Annotated in this window: 17 protein-coding genes; 7 read left to right on the top strand and 10 right to left on the bottom strand. The window is 69.1% G+C overall.

All coding sequences use genetic code 11. From position 1 onward, the window contains the following. Positions 1–2: 2 nt before the first annotated feature. On the bottom strand, positions 3–296 hold the full coding sequence (locus BST40_RS09610) for a DUF3017 domain-containing protein (RefSeq protein ID WP_083154085.1): 294 nt from the start codon (positions 294–296) through the stop codon (positions 3–5). After that, a complete protein-coding gene (locus BST40_RS09605) occupies positions 293–1,141 on the bottom strand; it encodes a bifunctional methylenetetrahydrofolate dehydrogenase/methenyltetrahydrofolate cyclohydrolase (RefSeq protein WP_083154083.1) in 849 nt (282 codons plus the stop codon). The genes BST40_RS09610 and BST40_RS09605 overlap by 4 nt, the downstream gene beginning before the upstream one ends. A gap of 39 nt (positions 1,142–1,180) precedes the next feature. Here BST40_RS09605 and BST40_RS09600 point away from each other — a divergent pair, with 39 nt between their 5' ends. Next, positions 1,181–2,365, top strand: a complete 1,185-nt coding sequence (locus BST40_RS09600) for an NADH:flavin oxidoreductase (protein WP_075546789.1) — start codon at positions 1,181–1,183, stop codon at positions 2,363–2,365. A 45-nt stretch (positions 2,366–2,410) separates the two neighbouring features. On the opposite strand, the gene BST40_RS09595 is transcribed toward BST40_RS09600, so the two are convergent. Together BST40_RS09595 and BST40_RS09590 are read right to left on the bottom strand one after the other, a co-directional pair. Beyond that, positions 2,411–3,859 (bottom strand): TfuA-like protein, encoded by a 1,449-nt coding sequence (locus BST40_RS09595; RefSeq protein WP_075546788.1) that lies wholly within the window; start codon positions 3,857–3,859, stop codon positions 2,411–2,413. Continuing rightward, complete coding sequence (locus BST40_RS09590; RefSeq protein WP_083154082.1) at positions 3,856–5,106, bottom strand: YcaO-like family protein; 1,251 nt, start codon at positions 5,104–5,106, stop codon at positions 3,856–3,858. The genes BST40_RS09595 and BST40_RS09590 overlap by 4 nt, the downstream gene beginning before the upstream one ends. Before the next feature lie 470 nt (positions 5,107–5,576). On the opposite strand from BST40_RS09590, the gene BST40_RS09585 reads away from it, so the two are divergent. From BST40_RS09585 to BST40_RS09575, 3 genes are read left to right on the top strand one after another with little or no spacing between them, the layout of a single operon-like run. Continuing rightward, entirely contained in the window at positions 5,577–8,222 is a 2,646-nt protein-coding gene (locus BST40_RS09585; RefSeq protein ID WP_083154080.1) for an ATP-binding cassette domain-containing protein, read from the top strand. A 24-nt stretch (positions 8,223–8,246) separates the two neighbouring features. Next, positions 8,247–10,718 (top strand): ATP-binding cassette domain-containing protein, encoded by a 2,472-nt coding sequence (locus BST40_RS09580; RefSeq protein ID WP_083154079.1) that lies wholly within the window; start codon positions 8,247–8,249, stop codon positions 10,716–10,718. Between the two features lie 54 nt (positions 10,719–10,772). Then, complete coding sequence (locus tag BST40_RS09575) at positions 10,773–13,307, top strand: ATP-binding cassette domain-containing protein (protein WP_083154077.1); 2,535 nt, start codon at positions 10,773–10,775, stop codon at positions 13,305–13,307. Between the two features lie 4 nt (positions 13,308–13,311). Here the strand turns inward: BST40_RS09575 and BST40_RS09570 are convergent, their stop codons facing one another. Genes BST40_RS09570 through BST40_RS09550 form a run of 5 tightly spaced genes read right to left on the bottom strand, consistent with a single transcriptional unit; the run spans position 13,312 to position 17,983 of the window. After that, a complete protein-coding gene (locus tag BST40_RS09570; protein WP_089025080.1) occupies positions 13,312–13,857 on the bottom strand; it encodes a pentapeptide repeat-containing protein in 546 nt (181 codons plus the stop codon). 5 nt (positions 13,858–13,862) lie between these two features. Further along, positions 13,863–14,456: a GTP-binding protein gene (locus BST40_RS09565; RefSeq protein ID WP_075546783.1), complete on the bottom strand. Its 594-nt coding sequence runs from the start codon at positions 14,454–14,456 to the stop codon at positions 13,863–13,865. Next, positions 14,437–14,820: a DUF742 domain-containing protein gene (locus BST40_RS09560; protein WP_083154075.1), complete on the bottom strand. Its 384-nt coding sequence runs from the start codon at positions 14,818–14,820 to the stop codon at positions 14,437–14,439. Before BST40_RS09560 ends, BST40_RS09565 begins: the two co-directional genes overlap by 20 nt. After that, a complete protein-coding gene (locus tag BST40_RS09555) occupies positions 14,796–15,227 on the bottom strand; it encodes a serine protease inhibitor (RefSeq protein ID WP_023371258.1) in 432 nt (143 codons plus the stop codon). Before BST40_RS09555 ends, BST40_RS09560 begins: the two co-directional genes overlap by 25 nt. Beyond that, positions 15,224–17,983 carry an ATP-binding protein gene (locus tag BST40_RS09550; RefSeq protein WP_089025078.1) on the bottom strand — a complete coding sequence of 920 codons (2,760 nt, stop codon included), beginning with the start codon at positions 17,981–17,983 and terminating at the stop codon, positions 15,224–15,226. The genes BST40_RS09555 and BST40_RS09550 overlap by 4 nt, the downstream gene beginning before the upstream one ends. A gap of 529 nt (positions 17,984–18,512) precedes the next feature. Between BST40_RS09550 and BST40_RS09545 the strand changes: the two genes are divergently transcribed. Further along, on the top strand, positions 18,513–19,181 hold the full coding sequence (locus tag BST40_RS09545; protein ID WP_075546781.1) for a GAF and ANTAR domain-containing protein: 669 nt from the start codon (positions 18,513–18,515) through the stop codon (positions 19,179–19,181). A 34-nt stretch (positions 19,182–19,215) separates the two neighbouring features. Here the strand turns inward: BST40_RS09545 and BST40_RS09540 are convergent, their stop codons facing one another. Beyond that, positions 19,216–20,217, bottom strand: a complete 1,002-nt coding sequence (locus tag BST40_RS09540; RefSeq protein WP_244174330.1) for a helix-turn-helix transcriptional regulator — start codon at positions 20,215–20,217, stop codon at positions 19,216–19,218. 198 nt (positions 20,218–20,415) lie between these two features. Between BST40_RS09540 and BST40_RS09535 the strand changes: the two genes are divergently transcribed. Together BST40_RS09535 and BST40_RS09530 are read left to right on the top strand one after the other, a co-directional pair. Continuing rightward, positions 20,416–20,880 (top strand): tRNA (cytidine(34)-2'-O)-methyltransferase, encoded by a 465-nt coding sequence (locus BST40_RS09535; protein ID WP_075546780.1) that lies wholly within the window; start codon positions 20,416–20,418, stop codon positions 20,878–20,880. 138 nt (positions 20,881–21,018) lie between these two features. Then, on the top strand, positions 21,019–22,359 hold a 1,341-nt coding region (locus tag BST40_RS09530; protein ID WP_083154074.1), incomplete at its 3' end, for a PE family protein.

The following is a 22,359-nucleotide window of genomic DNA, read 5'->3' as shown; positions in this document are numbered from 1 at the left end:
GCTTAGCCGGTGCCCAGCGGGTCGATCGTCGACGCGATATAGACCATCGCGGCCCCCACCACCGCCATGGTCGTGAAGTCCGTTCCCTTGCTGCGCACCACCAGCAAGCCGGCCAGGTCGTCGGACAACACCAGCCGCAGCGCGGCCGCCACCCCCACACCGATCCCGATCAACAACGCACCTCGGCGCCAGAAGTTCGCCCCCACCAGCACGAACGCCACCACGAAAATCAGCCCCACCAGCAGGATCGGCCACTGAGCGCGAAACGTGTGCGCCAGGATGGCCCGCGCCGTCATCGCTGCTCGGCCAGCTCGACGACGTTGGTCAACAGGAACGCCCGGGTCAGCGGCCCGACGCCACCGGGGTTCGGCGACACGTGACCGGCGACCTCCCACACGTCGGGGTGTACGTCGCCGACCAGTCCGTCCACGGTGCGGCTGACTCCGACGTCGACCACCGCGGCGCCGGGGCGCACCATGTCCGCGGTCAACATGTGCGGCACCCCGACGGCCGCCACGATGATGTCGGCTTGCCTGGTCAAGGCCGCCAGGTCGCGGGTTCCGGTGTGGCACAACGTCACCGTGGCGTTCTCGGAGCGGCGGGTGAGCAACAGCCCCAGCGGGCGGCCCACCGTCACACCGCGGCCGATGACGACCACGTGCGCCCCGGCGAGTTCGACGTCGTAGCGCCGCAGCAGGTGCACGATGCCGCGCGGGGTGCAGGGCAGCGACGCCGGGGTGTTGAGGACCAGCCTGCCGAGGTTGGTCGGATGCAGTCCGTCGGCGTCCTTGCCCGGGTCGACGCGCTCCAACGCCGCGTTCTCGTCCAGATGTTTGGGCAGCGGCAGCTGCACGATGTAGCCGGTGCAGTCGGGGTTGGCGTTCAGCTCGTCGATGGTCTCGTTGAGCGTGGCGGTGCTGATGTCGGCGGGCAGGTCGCGGCGGATCGACGTGATGCCGACCTTGGCGCAGTCGGCGTGCTTACCCCGCACGTAGGCCTGCGATCCGGGGTCCTCGCCGACCAGGATGGTGCCCAACCCGGGGCGATCCGAGCCGGCCGCAGTCAGTGCCGCCACCCGCCGCTTCAAGTCCACAAAGATCTCGTCGCGGGTGGCCTTGCCGTCCAGCGTGATTGCGCCCACGGCAGACAGTGTGGCACGTCCGCCGCGTACGCTCCTGACATGGCCGATGCCCCCGACGTGTTCAGCCCGGCCAAGCTGGGTCCGCTGACGCTGCGCAACCGCGTCATCAAGGCCGCGACGTTCGAGGCGCGCACGCCCGATGCGCTGGTGACCGACGATCTGATCGAGTACCACCGGCTGCCGGCGGCGGGCGGGGTCGGCATGACGACGGTCGCGTATTGCGCGGTCTCCCCCGGCGGCCGCACCAGTGGCGACGGGATGTGGATGCGGCCCGAGGCGGTGCCGGGGCTGCGCCGGCTCGCCGAGGCCGTGCACGCCGAGGGCGCGGCGGTCAGTGCCCAGATCGGCCACGCCGGCCCGGTGGCCGACGCCCGGTCCAACAAGGCGACCGCGCTGGCTCCGGTGCGGTTCTTCAATCCGCTCGCGATGCGGTTTGCCAAGAAGGCCACCCGCGACGACATCGCCGACGTGACGGCCGCGCACGCCGACGCCGCCCGCCTGGCCGTCGACGCCGGCTTCGACGCCGTCGAAATCCATTTGGGCCACAACTATCTGGCGAGCTCGTTTCTGTCGCCGCTGATCAACCGGCGCGACGACGAGTTCGGCGGGTCGCTGCAGAACCGGGCCAAGGTCGCCCGCGGATTGGTGCTGGCGGTTCGCCGTGCCGTCGGACAACAGATCGCGGTGACCGCCAAGCTCAACATGGCCGACGGCATCCGCGGCGGGATCACGGTGGACGAGGCGCTGATCACGGCGAAGTGGCTGCAGGACGACGGCGGACTGGACGCGCTGGAGCTCACCGCCGGCAGTTCGCTGGTCAACCCGATGTACTTGTTCCGCGGCGACGCGCCGGTCAAGGAATTCGCCGGCGCCTTCAAGCCGCCGCTGCGTTGGGGCATCCGGATGACCGGCCACAAGTTTTTCCGCGAATACCCCTACCGTGATGCCTATCTGTTGCGCGACGCCCGGCTGTTTCGCGCCGAGTTGTCGATGCCACTGATCTTGCTGGGCGGAATCACCAACCGGGAGACGATGGACCTGGCGATGGCCGAGGGATTCGAGTTCGTGGCGATGGCCCGGGCGCTGCTGGCCGAGCCCGACCTGATCAATCGGATCGCCGCCGACGGGCAGCGGGCCCGTTCGGCGTGCACGCATTGCAATCTGTGCATGCCCACGATCTACAGCCGCACCCGCTGCGTCGTGACCGGCGCTCCCGACCGCTGACGATGCATTCGCGTCGAAAACACCGATGCCGTGGTTCGCTGGGCTTTAGGCGGGACCCAAGGCGCCGACTTCGAGGGAGGGCAGCCGGTCATCGGCGGCGGCGACAGCGAACAGAGTGGCGGCGGTATAGAAGGCCTCCTCGCTCATCAGGGCGCGTCGGGCAAGTTCGATGCGGTCCACCTCGGTGCGCCATCGGCTGGCGAAGAGGTTCTTGAGCTGCTTTGGGTCGGGTCGGTGCAGGTTCAAATGCGGCTTGCGACGGGCTAATTCGTCGCGCCTGGCCAGAGCGTGGGCCGTAGCAATGCGCCAGCCCGGCAGCCGCTCGTCCGCGCGTAACAGGTCGAGAAAGTGCTCGATGGCCGGGAGCGCCCGGGTGACGAACAACGTGCGGGTGATCAGTCGCGCGGAGACGGCAATCGGGTCGTCGCAAAGGATTTCGTTCTCTTCGGCGGTCAACCACTGCGACCTGACCGCCTCGGGGAAGCCGGACTCGTCGGCAAGTCCGACGGCCACGGCGTGGTGATGGGCGACGGTCTCCAACGCGCGTTGCCGGGTGTCGGCAGCAACCTGCGCAATCGCGCGGGATGCGTCGTGGCGAACGTCGCCGCTGTGCCCGGAATGCGTCAGGCTCCAGTGCCAGGCGGCGACCTGCTCGAGGGCGGGCAGGTAGGCCCAGCGGTCGGTGGCGCAGATGCTCAGCAGGGATAGGACGTCGGTGTCGCGGACCTCGACGGTGGTGTCGGTTCCGCTGTCGGTGCTAATGGTCACCGGAACGGGTGGTGCCCAGCGTTGTTGCCAGCGTTGGGACCAGATGGTTGGCGGTGGGCCGGGGCGGGTCGGCGCGCCACGGTGTCCGTCGGTGATGTTGTGCAGTGCCAGTAGCGCGTCGGCGTGTTTGACGTCGACCCGCACTTTCTGCAATTGCGTTGCCAAGCAACGTCTTTCAGGCACATCGAGGGCGGCGAGGAGGCGCTCCCAGCTGCGCTCGGTGAACGGCATGCGGCGGGCCGCTTCGACGATCTCTGCCGCTAATTGCGCGGATAGCAAACCGGTCCCGACCGCGCGGTCCAGCGTTTGGCGGATGTTGACCAGCGCGTCGACGAACACGGGATAGCCGTCTTCGGGCTCGCCGTGGACCATGCCGACTTCGTCGTCGGCTTCCAAGTATCCATTGCGGTAGCTGTCGAATACCCAGCCGTAGCCTTCCATGCCGAAGGGATGAAGTTCGGCGGCGCGCAGCGCGCCCATGCTGGACGAGCCGACCACGCGGACGCCGGCGTCCATCAAAGTCAAGAGTTCTTTGTGCCGCACCGGGGGGTGCTGGAAGAACAACCCGTCGACAATCAGCAGCGTGTCGCCGGGCTCCAGCCCGTAGCGCAGCGCGTCGCCAAACGAAATCGGAGGCACCACTTCGGCATTGGGCACGACCGCGCGGATATCGTCGACGCCGATGGTGGGCCCTGCGGTTACCACGATCCGGCCGGCGGTCGTCATGCCAACTCCTGCAAGGGGGTGCGCATCGGAGAACCATGTGCTGCCGCCAGGCCGGGCGCGATGACCTTCACCACCGGAACGCAGCTGCCGGCCAGATCGCACCCGACCGCCAGCGGCTCGGTGCCCGACCGGGCCGCCACCGCGGTCGCGGCCGAGGCCAACAGGTCACTCAGCGAACCGGTGTCGGGAACATGCCACGATGTGGTTTCGGCGATGGGCAACTGCCGCATGGTTGGCCGCAGCGGGCCGTAGGCGTGCACTCGGGCGAAGCGGTGGTACAACGCCGGTGACAGATCCTCGCGGGCTCCGCTGATCGCCGTCAGCCGCGATTGCGCGGCTTCGGTGATCGCACGAGACAGCGCCACGTTGGGATCGTGGTGTAAACCGAAGCCGCTGAACGGCACGCCCAGCATGGGCGAACAGATCTCGGCAGTGAAGCAAGGCAAACCGTCCCAGACGTCGGTACGCGCGATCTTCAGTTCGCTTCCGGCCCGGTAAATCTTGTCGACCAACCCGGCGCAGCCGGAGTCGGCGACATCGTCGACAGGCACCTCGAACAGTGTGCGTCCGGGCTCGCCGGCGGCCATGGCATGGCGTTCCATGACCTCGTAGAGGGCATGCAGGCTGGCCTCCCAGTAGCTGTTGCCCGACGCCAACCCCGTGGTGTCCATCGAGAACATCGGCGGGTCCCAGCGGTTGTCGACCGCCGCGTTCACCAGAACCGCCTCCCAGGGCACCCAGGTTTGGCGGCCGGTCAACAGCGTCGTCGCGGTCATCCAGTCGAGCTTGGCGCCCGGATGGTAGATGCTTCGGGCCGACAGGAGCAGCTGGGCGGGATCGTAGGTCAGTGCGGCCGCGATGTCCCTGGTGGTCATGGAAAACAGATCGGGCGTGACGTTTTCGGCGTGCCAGGTTTCCAGCGATTCCATGACCGCAGAAACTTGGGCGGCGCGGTAGGTGGCGGCCTTGCCCTGACTGACCGAGAGTGTCAGCGAGGCCGGGCGCACTGCCTGAACGGTGGGAATGCCGAGATCATCGAGCCAGGTGAGGTCGGCGACACGGGTGATGCCCGCCGATTCCAGCATCGGTTGCACGGCCTGCCAGGTCTGCTCGGGAGAGATGATGCGATAGGTCCCCGAACGGTGGGCGATGGAAGTTGGATCGGCATGGCCCAGCACTCGGGTTGGCCACAGCGACCAATCCGGGCCCGCAAACACGGCCGTGGCCGCGGCGCAAGATTCAGACATGGGCTTAGGTCCTCATAGTCGCGGGGATTGCACAGATTTGCGGTAGCTGTCGGCGGCCTATGACACCGCTGCCTCATGCGGGAAGCATTGGAGACCGCTGGTGGGGGTTCATTGCCTGACAAACCCCCACCAGCGCCGTCTCCACGGACTGCATGCCTCTTCAGTCGATACTCTCCGCGTTGAACCAGTAGCAAACGTAGTGGAGCCGGTACGTTGCCTCGTCTTCGGCGAACAGAAGTTCGTGGGCCATGTGATCACCTCCTTCCGCGGGGACGAGCAGTTACCAGCCGCTCTGGTGGTAGGACTTCGCTCGATCTGATCGTTACTTATCATGAGCAATTGTAACGGTAGGCAATAGTAACCTATGGCCGTCGAATGCGCGTCCCTTGTCATGTGCCCGCGCGCAACTCGACGCGCGGCAGTCGCGCCGCCGAGCAGCATTAACCTTCGCCTTAGATACAGTTGGATCGATGCCCCAACCTGCCCCGCCCGCGCTGACTGTTCGCTACGACGGGTCGGTACGTACCTTCGCGCCCGGTCATGACGTGGTTGTCGGCCGCGACTTGCGCGCCGACATGCGTATCACGCATCCGCTGATCTCCCGGGCACATCTGCTGCTGCGGTTTGACCAGGGCCGGTGGCTGGCGATCGACAACAATTCGCTGAATGGGACCTTCTGCAACGGCCGGCGGGTGCCGATGGTCGACATCCACGACGGCCAGAGCGTCAACATCGGAAATCCCGACGGCCCGTTGCTGACCTTCGAGGTCGGCCGGCACCTGGGGATGGTCGGACGGCCGCCGCAAACCGAGTCGATGCGACTGGCCGCCCAGTCGTCGCCGTGGCCGCCGCCCACCCAGGCTGCCGGTCACCCGGGGCCGCCGCCGCCGTCCGGTCGCCAGTCGAATTGGACCGCGCCACCGTCGGCTCGACCGCATCCCGGTCCGCCGCCCCCGTCGAAATCGGGGCAACCGATGTACCCCAGCAGTTCGTCGTCGCGGCAATCCGGGTTTGCCCCGGCCCCGCCGCGGCAGCCCTCGAACCAGCCATCGAACCAGCCATCGAACTATGCACCGGCCGCGCCTCACCCGGCGCCACCCACGCAGCTGCAGCCCAGCGCCGCCAAGCCGCCGGACGTGACAAACCTGGCGACCAAGATGATCCATGCGTTGCTACCGCGCACCGGGTCCAACGACATGCCCGCCGGCTCAGTCACCATCGGCCGCGCCACCGACAACGACGTCGTCATCCAGGACGTTCTGGCGTCGCGTCACCACGCATTCCTGACCATGACACCGCTGGGCACCGAAATCCGCGACGCCCACAGCGTCAACGGGACGTTCGTCAACGGGGTCCGGGTCGGGTCCGCGATCTTGAGCGACGGCGACATCGTCACGATCGGCAACGTCGACCTGGTATTCACCGGGGGCACGCTGATTCGCCGCACGGAGGCGGCCACCCGCACCGGCGGCCTGGAAGTGAAATCGGTGTGCTTCTCCATCGACGGCAAGCAACTGCTCGACCAGATCTCGCTGACCGCGCGGCCCGGCACGCTGACGGCCATCATCGGCGGCTCCGGCGCCGGCAAGACCACACTGTCGCGGCTGATCGCCGGGTATACCAGCCCCAGCTCGGGAACGGTGACCTTCGAGGGCCACAACATCCACACCGAATACGCGTCCATGCGCAGCCGCATCGGGATGGTCCCCCAAGACGACGTCGTGCACCGGCAGCTGACCGTCAACCAGGCCCTCGGTTACGCCGCCGAACTGCGGCTGCCGCCCGACACCAGCAAAGCCGACCGTGACCAAGTGGTCGCCCAGGTCCTCGAGGAACTGGAGCTGACCAAACACGCCGACACGCGGGTGGACAAGCTGTCCGGCGGACAGCGCAAGCGAGCCTCGGTGGCGCTGGAGCTGCTCACCGGGCCGTCGCTGCTGATCCTCGACGAGCCGACGACGGGTCTGGACCCGGCGTTGGACCGGCAGGTGATGATGATGCTGCGGCAACTCGCCGACGCCGGCCGGGTGGTGCTGGTGGTCACCCACTCCGTGTCCTACCTGGACGTTTGCGATCAGCTGCTGTTAGTGGCACCCGGCGGCAAGACCGCGTTCCTGGGCCCGCCCGACCAGATCGGCCACGCCATGGGAACCACCAACTGGGCCGACATTTTCGCCAAAGTCGGCGCCGACCCGGACGAGGCCAACCGCCGTTTCCTGGCGGACAAGCAGGCCCAGCCGGCGTTTCCGTCCCAGGCCAGCCCCGCTGCCGACCTGGGTGAACCGGTGCACACCGACGTGCTTCGCCAGTTCTCCACCGTCGCCCGCCGCCAGGTGCGCTTGGTCGTTTCCGACCGCGGCTACACGGTGTTCCTGGCATTGCTGCCGTTTCTCATCGGGGTGCTGAGCCTGACCGTTCGCGGCAAGACCGGGTTCGGCATGTCGGATCCGTTGGGCAACAATCCCGCCCAGCCCGACCAGATTCTGGTGATGCTCAACGTCGGCGCGGTGTTCATGGGCACCGCGCTGACCATCCGGGATCTCATCGGCGAGCGTCCGATCTTCCGTCGCGAACAGGCCGTCGGCTTGTCGACCGCGGCCTACCTGGCCGCAAAGATCGTGGTGTTCTCCGCGTTCGCGATCTTTCAGGCGGCGATCGCCACCACCATCTGTGTGATCGGCTGGGGTAAGCCGCTTTCCGACGCCGTGTTGCTGGGAGACGTCAGATTCGAGCTGTTCGTCACCGTGGCCGCGACGTGTGTGGCTTCGGCGCTGTTGGGCATGGCATTGTCGGCGCTGGCCCAGTCGCAGGATCAGGTCATGCCGATGCTGGTGTTCTCGATCATGTCTCAGCTGGTGTTCTCCGGGGGCATGATCTGGGTGACCGACCGGATCCTGCTCGACCAGCTGTCCTGGGCCACTCCCGCCCGCTGGGGCTACGCGGCGTCGGCCTCGACGATCGACACCCACCGGCTGGTGCCCGGCCCGACCGATCCGAAAGACCAGCACTGGGACCACAAGGCGAGCGCGTGGCTGTTCGACATGGCCATGCTCGGGGTGGTGTCGATCGCCTATACCACCATCGTGTGGTGGAGGATTCGGCTCCGACGACGCTGACGCGGGCACAACTAGGGTGAAGCGATGACCCGAGCTCACCGGCCGGTGCTGACAGTCCGGTCGGACCGGTCGCAGCGCAGCTTCGCACCGGGCGCTGACGCGATCGTGGGCAGTGACCTGCGTGCCGACCTGCGCGTGGCGCACCCGCTGGTCGCCGGGACGCACGTGGTGGTGCGCTTCGAGCAGGGCAACTGGATCGCCATCGACAATTCGCGGACCGGGATGTACGTCGACGGCCGCCGGGTGCCGCTGGTGGACATCCGGGACGGTCTGGTGGTCAACCTCGGCCGGCCCGACGGGCCACGCATCAGCTTCGAGGTCGGACATCACCGGGGCATCATCGGCCTGCTACCGCCGACCGGCTCGCCGCCGCCGGGGGGCGGACCCGTCGGCACCGACCAGCAGCAGCAGCAGCGCCGGCCACCCGGGCAGCCGCCCGGCCCCGCGCCGCCGACACCGGGCCCACCCGGCTACCCCGGGGCACAGCGCACCACCGTCATACCGGTTTCCCCGCCTCCCCCACGAGTGGGACGCGACACCACGACGCGCAACGTCTTGGGCGCCGACTCGCACCTTGCGCCGCCTCGCGGGGGCATCGCCTGGATCGGCCGGGCGCTCGACAACGACATCGTCGTCGCCGACGTACTGGCATCCCGCCACCATGCATTCTTGACCCCCACGCCGGTGGGCACCGAGATCAACGACGCGCACAGCATCAACGGGACGTTCGTCAACGGGATCCGGGTCGGCTCGGCGATCCTTCGCGAGGGCGACGTGGTCACCATCGGCAACGTCGACCTGGCGTTCACCGGAGACGCCCTGGTCCGTCGCGCCGAAGCCGCGGCCCCCACCGGCGGCCTGGAGGTCAACGCGGTCAGCTACCGCGTCGACGGCACCGCGCTGCTCGACAACGTGTCGCTGACCGCGCGGCCCGGCACGCTGACCGCCGTCATCGGCGGCTCCGGCGCCGGCAAGACCACGCTGTCGCGGCTGATCGCCGGCTACCTGCGCCCCAGCTCGGGAACGGTGACCTTCGAGGGCCACAACATCCACACCGAATACGCGTCGTTGCGCAGCCGGATCGGGATGGTCCCCCAAGACGACGTCGTGCACCGGCAACTGACCATCAACCAGGCCCTCGGCTATGCCGCCGAGCTGCGGCTGCCGCCCGACACCAGCACGCAGGATCGCGCGCACGCGGTCGCCGGCGTGCTCGAGGAGCTGCGGCTCACCGAGCACGCCGACACCCGCGTCGACAAGCTGTCCGGCGGCCAGCGCAAACGGGCCTCGGTGGCCCTGGAACTGCTCACCGGCCCGTCGCTGCTGATTCTCGACGAGCCGACGTCGGGCCTGGACCCGGCGCTGGACCTGCAGGTCATGACGATGCTGCGGCAACTCGCCGACGCCGGCCGGGTGGTGTTGGTGGTCACCCACTCGCTGACCTACCTCGACGTCTGTGATCAGGTGCTGCTGATGGCGCCCGGGGGCAAGACCGCGTTCCTGGGGCCGCCCGACCAGATCGGGCAGGCGATGGGCACCACCAACTGGGCCCAGATTTTCGCGAAGGTCGGCGCCGATCCCGAAGAGGCGAACCGCCGCTTTCTGGCCCGCAACCAGCCCCGCGCACCGGCACAGACCGAGACACCCACGGACCTGGGCGCACCGGCGCACACCAGCGTGCGCCGCCAGTTCTCCACAATCGCGCGCCGACAGGTCCGGCTGGTGGTCGCCGACCGGGCCTACTTCACCTTCCTGGCGGCCTTGCCGTTTGTTCTGGGTGCGCTGTCGCTGACGGTTCCGGGTGACACCGGGTTCGGCATGGCCCAGCCGACCAGCCAGACGCCCGACGAGGCCGCACAGATTCTGACGCTGCTGTCCATCGCCGCCGTCTTCATGGGTACCGCGCTGACCATCCGCGATCTCATCGGCGAGCGCGCCATCTTCCGTCGCGAGCAGGCCGTGGGGTTGTCGACAAGGGCCTACCTGGGCGCCAAGATGACCGTGTTCTGCATGTTCGCCATCACTCAAGCGGCGATCACGACGGGGGTCGTGCTGCTGGGCAAGGGGGTACCGACGCAGCGGGCGGTGCTGCTCGGCAACGCCAGCTTCGAGCTGTTCACCACGGTTGCCGCCACCTGTGTGGCCTCGGCGATTCTTGGCTTGCTGCTGTCGTCGGTCGCCCGGTCCAGTGAGCAGATCATGCCGTTGCTGGTGGTGTCGCTGATGCTGCAGCTGGTGCTCGCCGGTGGCCTGGTCCCGGTGACCGACCGGATCTTCCTGGACCAGTTGTCGTGGGCGGTGCCCGCGCGGTGGGGTTACGCCGCATCGGCGGCAACGGTCAACCTGCGCGAGCTGGTGCCCGGCTCCTACAGTCCCGAGGACAGCCATTGGACGCACTCGCGCCCGGCGTGGCTGTTCGACATGGCGATGCTCGCCACGCTGTCGGCGGCCTATGCCTGCCTGGTGTGGTGGCGCATCCGCCTCAGACGCCACTGACCGGGCGGGCCCGCCAGGTTTCGGAAGCATCGCCACTGGCTACAGCTATTTTCGATGAACACGGTGGCGCCGCCCGTGCTGACAGTGTCGGGGCTCGGGCCGCAACGTACTTTCGCCGCAGGTCACGACATCATCGTCGGCAGCGACGTGCGTGCCGACATGCGCGTCACCCACCCTTCGGTCTCCCGGGCCCACCTGCTGCTGCGCTTCGAGCATGGCAGGTGGATGGCGATCGACAACGGATCGCACGAGGGCACCTTCGTCGACAATCGGCGGGTACACGCCGTCGAGATTCGGCCCGGCCAGAAGATCAACATCGGCAGCCCCGACGGACCATGCCTGACCTTCGAGGTCGGACGGCACGGGGCGCTCGGACGGCCGCCGCGAACGACGCCGATGCCGGCCGCGCAGCGCCGCCCGCATCCGGCCGCGCGACCGGTTCCGCCGCCGCCGGGCCCGACACCGTCGATGGAGCCCGCCCACCCCGCACCGCCGACCCGGCTCGGCAGGGTCCATCCCGGACTCCACCTGCCACCCACCCAGATGGGGCCGTACCTGGCGCCGGACCCGGCGCCGCCGCGCCCGCCGAGCCACCCGTCCGCTCCCCCGCGCGACCCGTCGAACCTGGCGACGAAGGTGATCCGGTCCCTGTGGCCCGAGTCCGGCCGAAACCGCCGGCTGGCGGGTGCGGTGACCATCGGCCGAGCGCAGGACAACGACATCGTCGTCTCCGACGTCTTGGCGTCGCGACGGCACGCCTTCCTGGTCCAGACGGCCCTCGGCACTGAAATCCGCGACGCCCGCAGCGTCAACGGAACCTACGTCAACGGGGTGCGGATCGGGTCGGCGGTGCTCAGCGAAGGTGACGTGGTCACCATCGGCAATGTCGACTTGGTGTTTTCCGCGGGCACGCTGACCCGCCAGGCCGATGCCGGGATGCCGGCCGGCGGCCTGGAGGTCAACCGGGTGCAGTTCGAGATCGACGGCAAGCAGCTGCTCGACAACATCTCGCTGACCGCCCGCCCGGGCAGCCTGACCGCCATCATCGGCGGCTCGGGAGCGGGCAAGACCACGCTGGCCCGGCTCATCGCCGGCTACACCCGCCCCAGCGCCGGCTCGATCACCTTCGAGGGACACGACATCCACGCCGAATACCCGACCCTGCGCAGCAGGATCGGGATGGTTCCGCAAGACGACGTGGTGCACCGGCAGCTGACGGTGAACCAGGCGCTGGGGTATGCCGCCGAACTGCGCCTGCCACCGGACACCAGCAACGCCGACCGGGCCAAGGTCGTCGCTCAGGTGCTCGAGGAGCTGGAGCTGACCGAGCACGGCGATACCCGGGTGGACAAGTTGTCCGGAGGGCAACGAAAACGCGCGTCGGTGGCGCTGGAGCTGCTCACCGGTCCGTCGCTGCTGATTCTCGACGAGCCGACCACCGGCCTGGACCCGGCGCTGGATTCCCAGGTGATGATGATGCTGCGCAAGCTCGCCGATGGCGGCCGGACGGTGGTGGTGGTCACTCACTCGGTGTCCTACCTCGACCTGTGTGACCAGTTGCTGTTGCTGGCGCCCGGCGGCAAGACCGCCTACTTCGGACCGCCCGACCAGGTGGGCTCGGTGATGGGCACCAGCAACTGGGCCCACATCTTCATCAAGGTGGGCGCCGATCCCGACGAGGCGAAGCGCCGGTTTCTGGCGCAGCGCGGGTCGGAGCCGAAGTTCTCGGCCCGGGCCGAGCCGCGGGACCTGGGCGAGCCGGTGCACGTCGACGTGTGGCGCCAGTTCTCGACGGTCGCGCGCCGGCAGGTCCGGCTGGTGGTCTCCGATCGGTGGTACACGGTGTTTCTGGCCGCGCTGCCGTTCATGCTGGGACTGCTCACCTTGACCGTCCCGGGCCATAGCGGCTTCGGCGTGGCCGACCCGAACGGCAAGACACCCGCCGAGCCGGCGCAGATACTGGTCCTGCTGTGCGTCGGGGCCGTGTTCATGGGCACCGCACTGACGATCCGCGACTTGGTGGGCGAGCGGCCCATCTTCCACCGCGAGCAAGCCTTCGGCTTGTCCACACAGGCATACCTGCTGGCCAAGGTCGCGGTGTTCGCGATGTTCGCGACCGCCCAGGCGGCGATCGTGACCAGCATCGCGGTGATCGGCAAGGGCGCACCGACCCGGGGAGCCGTGCTGTTGGGCAATCCGACGCTCGAGCTGTTCGTCGCCGTCGCCGCCACCTGCTTCGCCTCGGCGATCGTCGGCATGGGCATGTCCGCGCTGGCCCGCTCCAGCGACCAGATCCTGCCGCTGCTGGTGGTGGCGATCATGGCGCAGCTGGTGTTCTCCAGCGGCATCATTCCGGTCACCAACCGCGCGGTGCTCGATCAGCTGTCCTGGCTGACCCCGGCGCGTTGGGGCTTCGCCGCCTCAGCCTCGACGATCGACCTCAACACCGTGCAACCGAGCCCGTTCAGCCCGAAGGACAGCCACTGGCATCACACCAGCGGAGCCTGGCTGCTCGACATGGCGATGCTGGGCCTGTTGTCGACGGTCTACGCCGGCTTCGTGCTGTGGCGGATCCGGCTCAAACGCTGAGACCTCAAGCGTCCAGCCGCAACCCGTGGGCCAGCGCAAACGCCAGAGCTTGCGGAACGTCGATGCGCGCTCCGGTCAGCGACGCCGTGGTCCACAGCGACGGGTCCAGGGTGGCCCCGCGCAGATCGGCGCCGTCCAACCGGGCGCCGGTGGTGCGGGCGCCGCGCAGGTCGGCCCCGCGCAGCACGGCCTTGCGCAGGTCGGCCTCCACCAGGCTGCTCTCGCGCAGCCGGCAACCGCTCAGGTCGGCGCCGCGCAGGTCGTTACCCGCGAGCACCGCGAGGGTGAAGTCGACCTCGTCGAACGTCAGCGGCCGCAGCCGGCAACCCACGAATACCGAGCCGAGCAGGCTGCATTGCTGAAAAGTGCTATGCCACAGCGCTGTTCGCTCAAAAGTGCAGTTGCGAAACGCCGATCCGCGGTGCTGCGACTCGGCCAGGTTGACGCCGCTGAAGTCGCATCCGCTGAACACCACGCGTTCGGTGCACAACCGGCTGAGGTCTTCGTCCCGGAAATCCCGGTCGTCGAATTCGCAGTCCACCCACTGCAACGCGGTCAGCTGCCCGTCAGGCTGGCCAGGGCGTATTCGCTGACCGCGATCAGCGCGTCGGTGGCAGATCTGCGGCTGCGGGCGTCGATGCTGATCACTGGGATGTGCGCGGGCAGCGTCAGCGCCTGGCGCACCTCGGTGGCCGGATACCGTGGCGCGCCGTCGAATTCGTTGACCGCGACCAGGAACGGCAGGTTGCGGTGCTCGAAGAAGTCGACGGCGGCGAAGCTGTCCTCCAGGCGGCGGCAGTCGACCAGGACGATCGCGCCGATGGCGCCGCGCACCAGGTCGTCCCACATGAACCAGAACCGGCGCTGGCCCGGGGTGCCGAACAGGTAGAGCACCAGATCCTCGGCCAGGGTGATGCGACCGAAGTCCATCGCCACCGTCGTGGTCTGCTTCTCCGGGGTGGCTTCGAGCATGTCGACTCCCACCGAGGCATCGGTGACCATGGCTTCGGTGCGCAACGGCATGATCTCCGACACCGCGCCGACGAACGTGGTCTTGCCGGCGCCGAATCCGCCCGCGATCACGATCTTCGTGGAGGCATGGGCCGCGGTACCCCGCCCCGGGTGCACCTCAGAGTGCTTGGAGGCCACGCAGCGTCCTTCCTATGAGTTCGCGGCGCTCATCGCTGGTCGAGCGGTCGGTCATCGTCCGATGCACCCGAAGGTAGTCGGAGCTGACCAGATCACCCACCAGGACGCGCGCGACGCCGACCGGCAAATCCAGCCGGGCAGCGATTTCGGCCACCGACGGGCTCGACGGGCTGTCGGCGCATAACCGGATGATCTTGCCTCGCATGTCGTGCGGCGGCCACCGGTGAGCCGAGCCCGCCGGCAGCGCCTGCACCGGCGCTTCCAGTGGCAGGTCGATGTCGGTGCCGGTGCGTCCGGCCGTCAGGGTGTACGGGCGGACCAGGTTCGCCCCCGGCCGGGCTAGCGGCGGCTCGCGTCTGTCCATTGCGGCTCAGGTTGGGCGCGGCGGGAGGACTGCACGACGCTGCCGACCCGTTCGACCAGGATGGCCATCTCGTAGCCGATCTGCCCGATGTCGCATCCGGTGACCGCCAGCGTCGCCAGGTGCGAGCCGTCGCCGACCCGCATCAGCAGCAGAAAGCCGTTCTGCATCTCGACCACCGACTGCAATACCTGACCGCCCTCGAACAGCTGGGCGGCCCCGGTGGCCAGGCTGGCCAGGCCGGAAGCGACGGCCGCCAGCTGGTCGGCGCGTTCCCGGGGCAGATACTCGCTCGCGGCCAGCGGCAGACCGTCGACGGACACCAGCAGGGCATGCGCGACACCGGGCACCTCGCGGGCGAACTTCGACACCAGCCAGTCCAGCGGGCTGTCCAACGAACGGGTGTTCATTGCTGATCGGCTTCCTGACTGGTCGTGCGGGCATGCGCCCGGCCGGTGTGCACACCACCGAAGTGGCTGCCGATGGAGGCTCGAACCGCGTCGGGGTCCCGCACCGCGGCCGCAGCCGGCGGTTGCCGGCCGGGCTGCGGTCCGCCGCCGGGCTCGGGTTCGGCGGCGCCGGGGACCAGCCGGGCGCCGGGGGTGCGCACCGGCAGGCCGTGGTCGGTGCGCGACTCCACCGGCTGGTCCTGGGCCTGGGCGGCGGCTGACCAGCCGCGGTCCCACACCGACCGCCAATCCAGATCGGGGCTTGCGGCCAGCTCGCGTGGGTCACCCAGCATTTCCGACAGCATCCGCTGGTAGATCACGTCGTCATCAACGGGACCGGCTGGTACCGACGGCGTGGGCGGCGAATCGGCGGGCCGGGCACCGGCGGCGGTCGAGCGCTGTGCGAAAAACGCGGAGGTATCCGACGCGGTGGCCTGCTTGGTGGGCGGTAGCTGAGCCGGGGCCTGCCGGGCGTCGCGCTGGGTCTCGTGCCGGGCGTCGTGCCGGGCGTCGCGCTGGGCCTCGTGTTGGGCCTCGTGTTGGGTCTCGTGTTGGGTCTCCCACCAGGGCGTTTTCAGTTCGCGCCGGGCCCGTGGCTGCTGCCCGGCGGGCTGGGCGGGAATGTCGGTGATGCCGCTGGAGCCCGGCTTGCGGCGCGGCAGCAAGGTCACCGCCGGCACCGGCTTGTCGGCACCGTTTTGGTGCGACGCCGTCGCGGCCGGGTCCGGCGCCGGTTCGCGGGTGGGCGGGTTGATGATGAAGGGCCGCGGCGTGGGCGCGGGCGCACCGGCCTGGCTCGCCGCCGCCTCGCCGGCCAGCACGGCAACGGGCAGGTAGACCTCGGCGGTGGTGCCATTACCGGCTTCACCGGTCGACGGGCCGCGCAACCCCACCCGGATGCCATGGCGCGCCGCCAGCCGGCCGACCACGAAAAGACCCATGTGGCGCGCATTGTCGGGGGTTACCTCGCCGCCGGACTGCAGCCGCATGTTGGCGATGCGCCGATCGGAGTCGGTCATGCCCAAGCCGCAGTCGGCGATGCGCAGCAGCACCCCGCCCGCGCTGCCGCGAACCGCCGACACCCGAACCGTCGTGGTGGGCGGCGAATAGCTCAGCGCATTGTCGATCAGCTCGGCAAGCAGGTGGATGACACTGCCGGCGGCCGCGCCGATCACCTTGCAGTCGGCCACGCCGCCGACGGCGACACGGCGATAATCCTCGACTTCGGAGACGGCGGCGCTGACCACCGTCGGCAACGCAACCGGTTCGCGCCGCTCCCGGGAAATCTCCGCGCCCGCCAGAACCAGCAGGTTGGCGCTGTTGCGGCGGAGTCGCGCGGCGAGGTGATCCAGCCGGAACAGGCTGTCGAGCCGGTCGGGGTCCTGTTCGTTGCGCTCGAGCCGGTCGATCAGCGACAGCTGCTGGTCGACCAGGGACCGGCTGCGCCGCGACATGGTTTCGAACATGTCGTTGACCAGCAGCCGCAGCCGCGCCTCATCGCCGGCCAGCAGCAGCGCCTGGGTGTGCAGCTCGTCGACCGCATGGGCGACCTGGCCGATTTCCTCGGTGGTGTACACGGCCAGCGGCTGCGGCTGCGGCTGCGGTTCGGCGCCGGCTCGCACCCGGGCGATTTCGCCCTCGAGGTCGGTGTGGGCGACCTTCAGCGCGCCGTCGCGCAGTACGCGTAGCGGCCGGACCAGCGCCCGCGCCACGAGCAACACGACGACCAGTGCGATCGTGATGGCGGCCAGCACCAGCACGGCGTCGCGGATGGCGGCGTCGCGCCGCGCGGTCGCCTGCGTCTGGACCGAATTCGTCACCGACGCGGTGGCGTCTTTGATGACCTGTTCGGCGATTCCGTCGGTGACCTTGATCGAACGCAGTAGTTCGGGGTTGTCGACGAGTTCGCTGGCCGGATCGGACATGATCGCCATCCGGGTGAGCAGCTGTTGCTGCAGATTCTTGGCGTCCGGCGAGCCCACGCCGAGCACTTCGCTCATCCCGAACAGCGTCGACGGTTCGGTGCCGGCCAGGGTGATCATCGAGGTGCGCAGCTGGGGCTCGGGAAGATCGGCGCCGCGGGTCACCAGGATCTCCTGCATCGTCATCTGCCCGCGAGCTCCGACGGCGCGGCTCAGGCCCTGAACCTGGGCCCGGATCTGCTCGCTGTCGACCCGCACGGACGTGTTGATCGCGTTCTCGGCCGTCAACAGCAGCGGCGCATAGGTGGTGATCCGGTCCCGCAGGCCGATGCTGTTCTCCAGCACCTTGTCCAGCAACGCCTGGCCGCCGTTCAGCAGGGTGTTCACCCCGGACCGGACGTCGGGGATCACGTCGGTGTCGGCCAGCCGGCTCTGCAGCTCGTATTTGCGGGCCGTGAAGTTCTTCTTGGCTCCCTCGACGTCGCGTCCGGTGGAACTCGCCAGCAATGCCACGTCCAGGGCCGACATGTACTTGGTGATCGCCGGTATCACGTTGGCGCGGGCGGCGGCCAGCCGCAGGTTGCCGGAATTGGCCATGGCGGCGTCGATCCGCAACACCCCGAACACCGTCGCCAGCAGCAGCGGTACCACGGCGATCGCGACGACCTTCCATCCAACCGGCCAGTTGCTCAGCGACCAAGCCGCGGGGCGGCGCCTCGCGGGTCGCGGTCGGGCGCCGCGCACCTCGGGCGGAACCGCCGCGACCGGGGTGGTCGGGCGGGCGAACATGGTCACGTTATTGCGGCCGGGCAACCGGCCGCACCCCTGATTCGTCGCGTTCGCAGAGACCAGAGACTCATCAAACTTCCTGCCTTGTTCCGCCCGCCCCGGCAGCTGAGAGCCAACGCAAACGCCTGGCAATCCGACGAGTATGACAGGCTCCGCTGTGAACAAAGCCGAGGCCTCCCCAATTGTTACTGAGCAGATAACGTCCGCCGCAACACACCGGGCGCCGGCAGTGGTCCGAAATGCGAAGACCGCGTGTTCCGCCGCTGTCCGGCATACGAAGCGGGGTTCCGCCTTGCTCCCGAATTATGTTGTGTTGCAACGGATTAGTGCGCATCCGGGACGTCGTGCGTAGCGTTGAGCATGTCGGCGGCGGCGTTTGTCGGCCTGGTCGGGCGATGGGATAGTCCTGCATGGGGGGCCACACGGCGCCGGTGGGGAGGTGTGAGGATTCATGAGCTGCGGCGACGGTGCCTTCCCGCGCCCCGGCGACGCCGCGAGACGGCCCGAAACGGTGTTGTCGCCTGAGCGACAACACATGTACACGGTGCTCAGCGAGGTCGACGAGCTGCAACGCCGGGGTGAAACGGATTTCGAATCGGCGCTGCGCGACATCAACGCGATCACGGTGGCGTCGGTCCCCGGCGCTCAGTACCTCGGCGTGACCGTCGTCGACACCGCCGGGACCATCAAGACGTTGGCCGCCACGCACCGCTACCCGGCCTTGCTCGACGACGTCCAGCGCGATGTCCGCGAGGGCCCGTGTCTGTCGGCGGCATGGGAGCAACACACCATCCGCATCGACGACCTGACGGTCGATGGGCGCTGGCCCCGCTATCGCACCGCCGCGCTGGACCGCACCCCGGTGCGCTCGATCATGTCGTTCCGGCTCTTCGGCGCCGACAAGGCGCTGGCCGCCCTGAACTTCTACGCGGAGTCCGCCCGGGCCTTCGACGACGAGTCCGTCGAGCTGGGCCTGGTCTTTGCCGCACACACCACCGTGGTCTGGAACCTGATCCGCCGTCAACAGCAATTCCGCAGTGCGTTGGCCAGCCGCGACCTGATCGGCCAGGCCAAGGGCATTCTCATGGAACGGTTCGACATCAACGGAGTCGCCGCCTTCGAATTGTTGCGCCGGCTGTCGCAGGAATCCAACACCAAGATCGTCGAGATCGCCGAGAAGCTGATCGAGCTCAAGCACCGCTAGCCGGTAGCGCGCCAGAGCGTCCTACCGCCCCGCGTCAACCCCGCAACGTTGCGTGGGGCGAGCGGCCGTAGGTCTCTCGGTAGTAAATGGCGAACCTGCCGATGTGGGTAAAGCCCCATCGATTGGCGATCTGCTTGACCGTGGCGTGGGCCCGAGAGGAATTCAGCAGCTCGCGGTGCGCCCGGTCCAGCCGGACTCGGCGAAGATACTGCATCGGCGTGCAGTCCAGGCGCTGGCGGAACATGTACTGCAGGGCGCGCGGGGTCACGTAGACGTGGGCGGCGATGTCCGCCAACGCGATGTCTCGGTGAGCGTTTTCCTCGATGAAGGCCATGGCCCGGCGCAGCAGCACCGGCCGGGCCGAATCACGCCGGTCGGTCGGGGTGGGATCGAGCAACGCACTGTGCGGGAAGGCGTTGAGGGTGGCGACGGCCAGGTGCGCCGCCGCGGTGTCGGTCACCAGCGGCGCCGACGCGGCGCTCGGATCAGCCAGAATGTGGTCCCGCAAATAGTCGATCAAGGCGCTGAGCCTGTTGCCGGCCGCAACCGACACCGGTCGATGGCCGGTCAAGCGAACCGGCTCGTGGGCCCGGTCCGGGGCGTTGGCTGCCACGCGATCCAGCAACGTGGGGTCAAACCCGGTCAGCTGGTAGCCGGCATGGCGGACCCGCCCGGAATGAGGCAGCTCCGGCGGGCCGATCACGGCGAGCTCACCGGGGGCGCACACGTGCTGCGGTTCGCCGATGAAGTTCTCCTCGATCCGGCCACTACGGACCCGGCAGAGCAGGATCGTCCCCAGCGGGTTTGCGTCGTAGCTCATGTCGTAACTGAACGAGAGTTCGTCGACGCTGAGCGAGCCCAGGCAACGACGCCGGATACGGGCGCGGCACGTGCGGCCCTCGGCGCTGATCCGCATCTTGGTGTAGGTCCGGACGAGGAAATCTTCGGTCTCAGCGAGATCGCTGCTGTCGAAATCGACATCGCGTGGCTTGGACCGGGCGGCCGGCGCCGTCGAAATCGAGATCTCGCACCGCACTTCTCGCCCTTTCGCCGCAACGTCCGGTCGCCGTTACGGCGGCAACGCCGCCCGCGCGGTCCGGGGCCCCCGAATTCCCGATGTGGCGCGGGCCGCTGATCCGGTCCACGCAGCGCCTTACTCAACCGTACCGGCGTTGGTCACCTGGGTGCGCTTCGTCGCGATGTGGCGCGACGCCTGCGCTGAGAGGATGGCGTGGTGTTCAAGCTGATGTTTGTTTCCCCACGTATTGCGCCCAATACCGGAAACGCCATCCGCACCGCCGCCGCCACCGGTTGCGAACTGCATCTGGTGGAACCGCTGGGTTTCGACCTGTCCGAGCCCAAGCTGCGGCGGGCCGGTCTGGACTACCACGACTTGGCGTCGGTCACCGTCCATGCGTCGCTGACGGCGGCGTGGGACGCGCTGTTGCCGGCGCGGGTGTTCGCGTTCACCGCCCAGGCCGCCGTGCCGTTTTCCGACGTCCGCTACGTCCGCGGCGATGTGCTGATGTTCGGGCCGGAACCCACCGGGCTGGACGCGGTGACTCTGGCCGATGAGCACATCACCGAACAGGTGCGCATTCCCATGCTGGCGGGCCGGCGTTCGCTGAACCTGTCCAACGCCGCGGCGGTGGCCGTGTATGAGGCCTGGCGGCAGCACGGCTATTCCGGGGCCCTCTAGGGCCCCGGTTTCCTGGGAGCTAGATGCCCGTCGGCTGTGAATCAGCTGGGGTTACCGGGCAAACGCCGGATCGGGCCCGCCGGGCCGCCATACGTTACGGGAATCGCGGTTTTCGCGTGATAGCCCGAAAGGACAGCGATGTCTTACCTGGTGGCGGTCCCCGAAGCGGTCAGCGCGGCAGCGACGCAAGTGGCCGGCTTCGGCGCGGCCCTCAGCGACGCCAATTCGTCGGCGGCACTCGCCACCACCGGGTTGCTGGCCGCCGGCAGCGACGAGGTCTCGGCGGCCATCGCGTCGCTGTTTTCCGCCCACGGGCAGGCCTACCAACAGGTGGCCGCGCAGATGACGGCCTTTCACGACCGCTTCGTGCAGGCACTGACCGCCGGTGCCGGCGCCTATGCCCACGCCGAGGCGGCCAACGCCTCCCCGCTGCAGACCCTCGAGCAAGACCTGCTCGGCGCCATCAACGCCCCCACCCAGACCTTGTTGGGGCGCCCGCTGATCGGCGACGGCGCGGCCGGCACCGCGACCAACCCCAACGGAGCAGACGGCGGACTGCTGTTCGGCAACGGCGGCGCCGGCTACTCCCAACCGGCCGGCTCCGGAATGGCCGGCGGCAACGGCGGCAGCGCCGGACTGATCGGCAACGGCGGGGCCGGCGGGGCCGGCGGCGCCGGTGCGGGCGGCGGCGCCGGCGGTCACGGCGGCTGGTTGACCGGCAACGGCGGCAACGGCGGCGCCGGCGGCAATGCCGCGCTCGCCGGCGGCAGCGGCGGCAACGGCGGGGCCGGCGGCGCCGCCGGACTGTGGGGCGACGGGGGCACCGGCGGTCACGGCGGCGCCGGCCTGGCCGGCAACAACGGCGTCAATCCAACACCGACCACCGACCCGGGACTCAACGGCAAGGCCGGTGACAGCAATATCGTCGACAAGACCACCGGCAATGTCTCCGGAACAGCTGGCCATGACGGCACACCCGGTGGTGCCGGCGTCAACGGCGGCAACGGCGGCGACGGCGGCAGTGCATTTGTCAACGCCGGGACCAATAACTTCGCCCAGGGAGCCAACGGCGGCAATGGCGCCACGGGCGGTTACGGCGGCGCCACCGGCGGCAACGGCGGCGCCGGAGGTCCCGCCGCATCCGAACTCGGTACCGCGGTCGGCGGTAACGGCGGTAACGGCGGCGACGGCGGCGCCGGCACCAACGGCCAGGCCGGCGGCGCCGGCGGCGCTGGAGGCGCCGGCGGCAACGGCGGTTGGCTGGTCGGCAACGGCGGCGCCGGCGGCGCCGGCGGCAACGGCGCGATCGGCGGCAACGGCGACATCGGCGGCACCGGCGGCACCGGCGGCTTCAACGGTGTTCCCGGCGGTAACGGCGCCGCGTCGACCTTAGCCGTCGCCGCCGGCGGGTCCGGCGGCAGTGGCGGCAGTGGCGGCACCGGCGGCACCGGCGGGCACGGCGGCGCCGGCGGCACCGGC

This window comes from Mycobacterium persicum (assembly GCF_002086675.1).
In the GTDB taxonomy this organism is placed as follows: Bacteria; Actinomycetota; Actinomycetes; order Mycobacteriales; family Mycobacteriaceae; genus Mycobacterium; species Mycobacterium persicum.
Note: the sequence above shows the minus strand (reverse complement) of the source record. Positions and strands in the feature narration are given on the sequence as shown.

Excerpts from the sequence above, each read along its gene's own strand:
- BST40_RS09545 (WP_075546781.1), top strand. The coding sequence starts at position 18,513 with ATGTACACGGTGCTCAGCGAGGTCGACGAGCTGCAACGCCGGGGTGAA.
- BST40_RS09575 (WP_083154077.1), top strand. The coding sequence starts at position 10,773 with ATGAACACGGTGGCGCCGCCCGTGCTGACAGTGTCGGGGCTCGGGCCG.
- BST40_RS09595 (WP_075546788.1), bottom strand. The coding sequence starts at position 3,859 with ATGACGACCGCCGGCCGGATCGTGGTAACCGCAGGGCCCACCATCGGC.
- BST40_RS09580 (WP_083154079.1), top strand. The coding sequence starts at position 8,247 with ATGACCCGAGCTCACCGGCCGGTGCTGACAGTCCGGTCGGACCGGTCG.
- BST40_RS09560 (WP_083154075.1), bottom strand. The coding sequence starts at position 14,820 with ATGGACAGACGCGAGCCGCCGCTAGCCCGGCCGGGGGCGAACCTGGTC.
- BST40_RS09555 (WP_023371258.1), bottom strand. The coding sequence starts at position 15,227 with ATGAACACCCGTTCGTTGGACAGCCCGCTGGACTGGCTGGTGTCGAAG.
- BST40_RS09585 (WP_083154080.1), top strand. The coding sequence starts at position 5,577 with ATGCCCCAACCTGCCCCGCCCGCGCTGACTGTTCGCTACGACGGGTCG.
- BST40_RS09600 (WP_075546789.1), top strand. The coding sequence starts at position 1,181 with ATGGCCGATGCCCCCGACGTGTTCAGCCCGGCCAAGCTGGGTCCGCTG.
- BST40_RS09610 (WP_083154085.1), bottom strand. The coding sequence starts at position 296 with ATGACGGCGCGGGCCATCCTGGCGCACACGTTTCGCGCTCAGTGGCCG.
- BST40_RS09590 (WP_083154082.1), bottom strand. The coding sequence starts at position 5,106 with ATGTCTGAATCTTGCGCCGCGGCCACGGCCGTGTTTGCGGGCCCGGAT.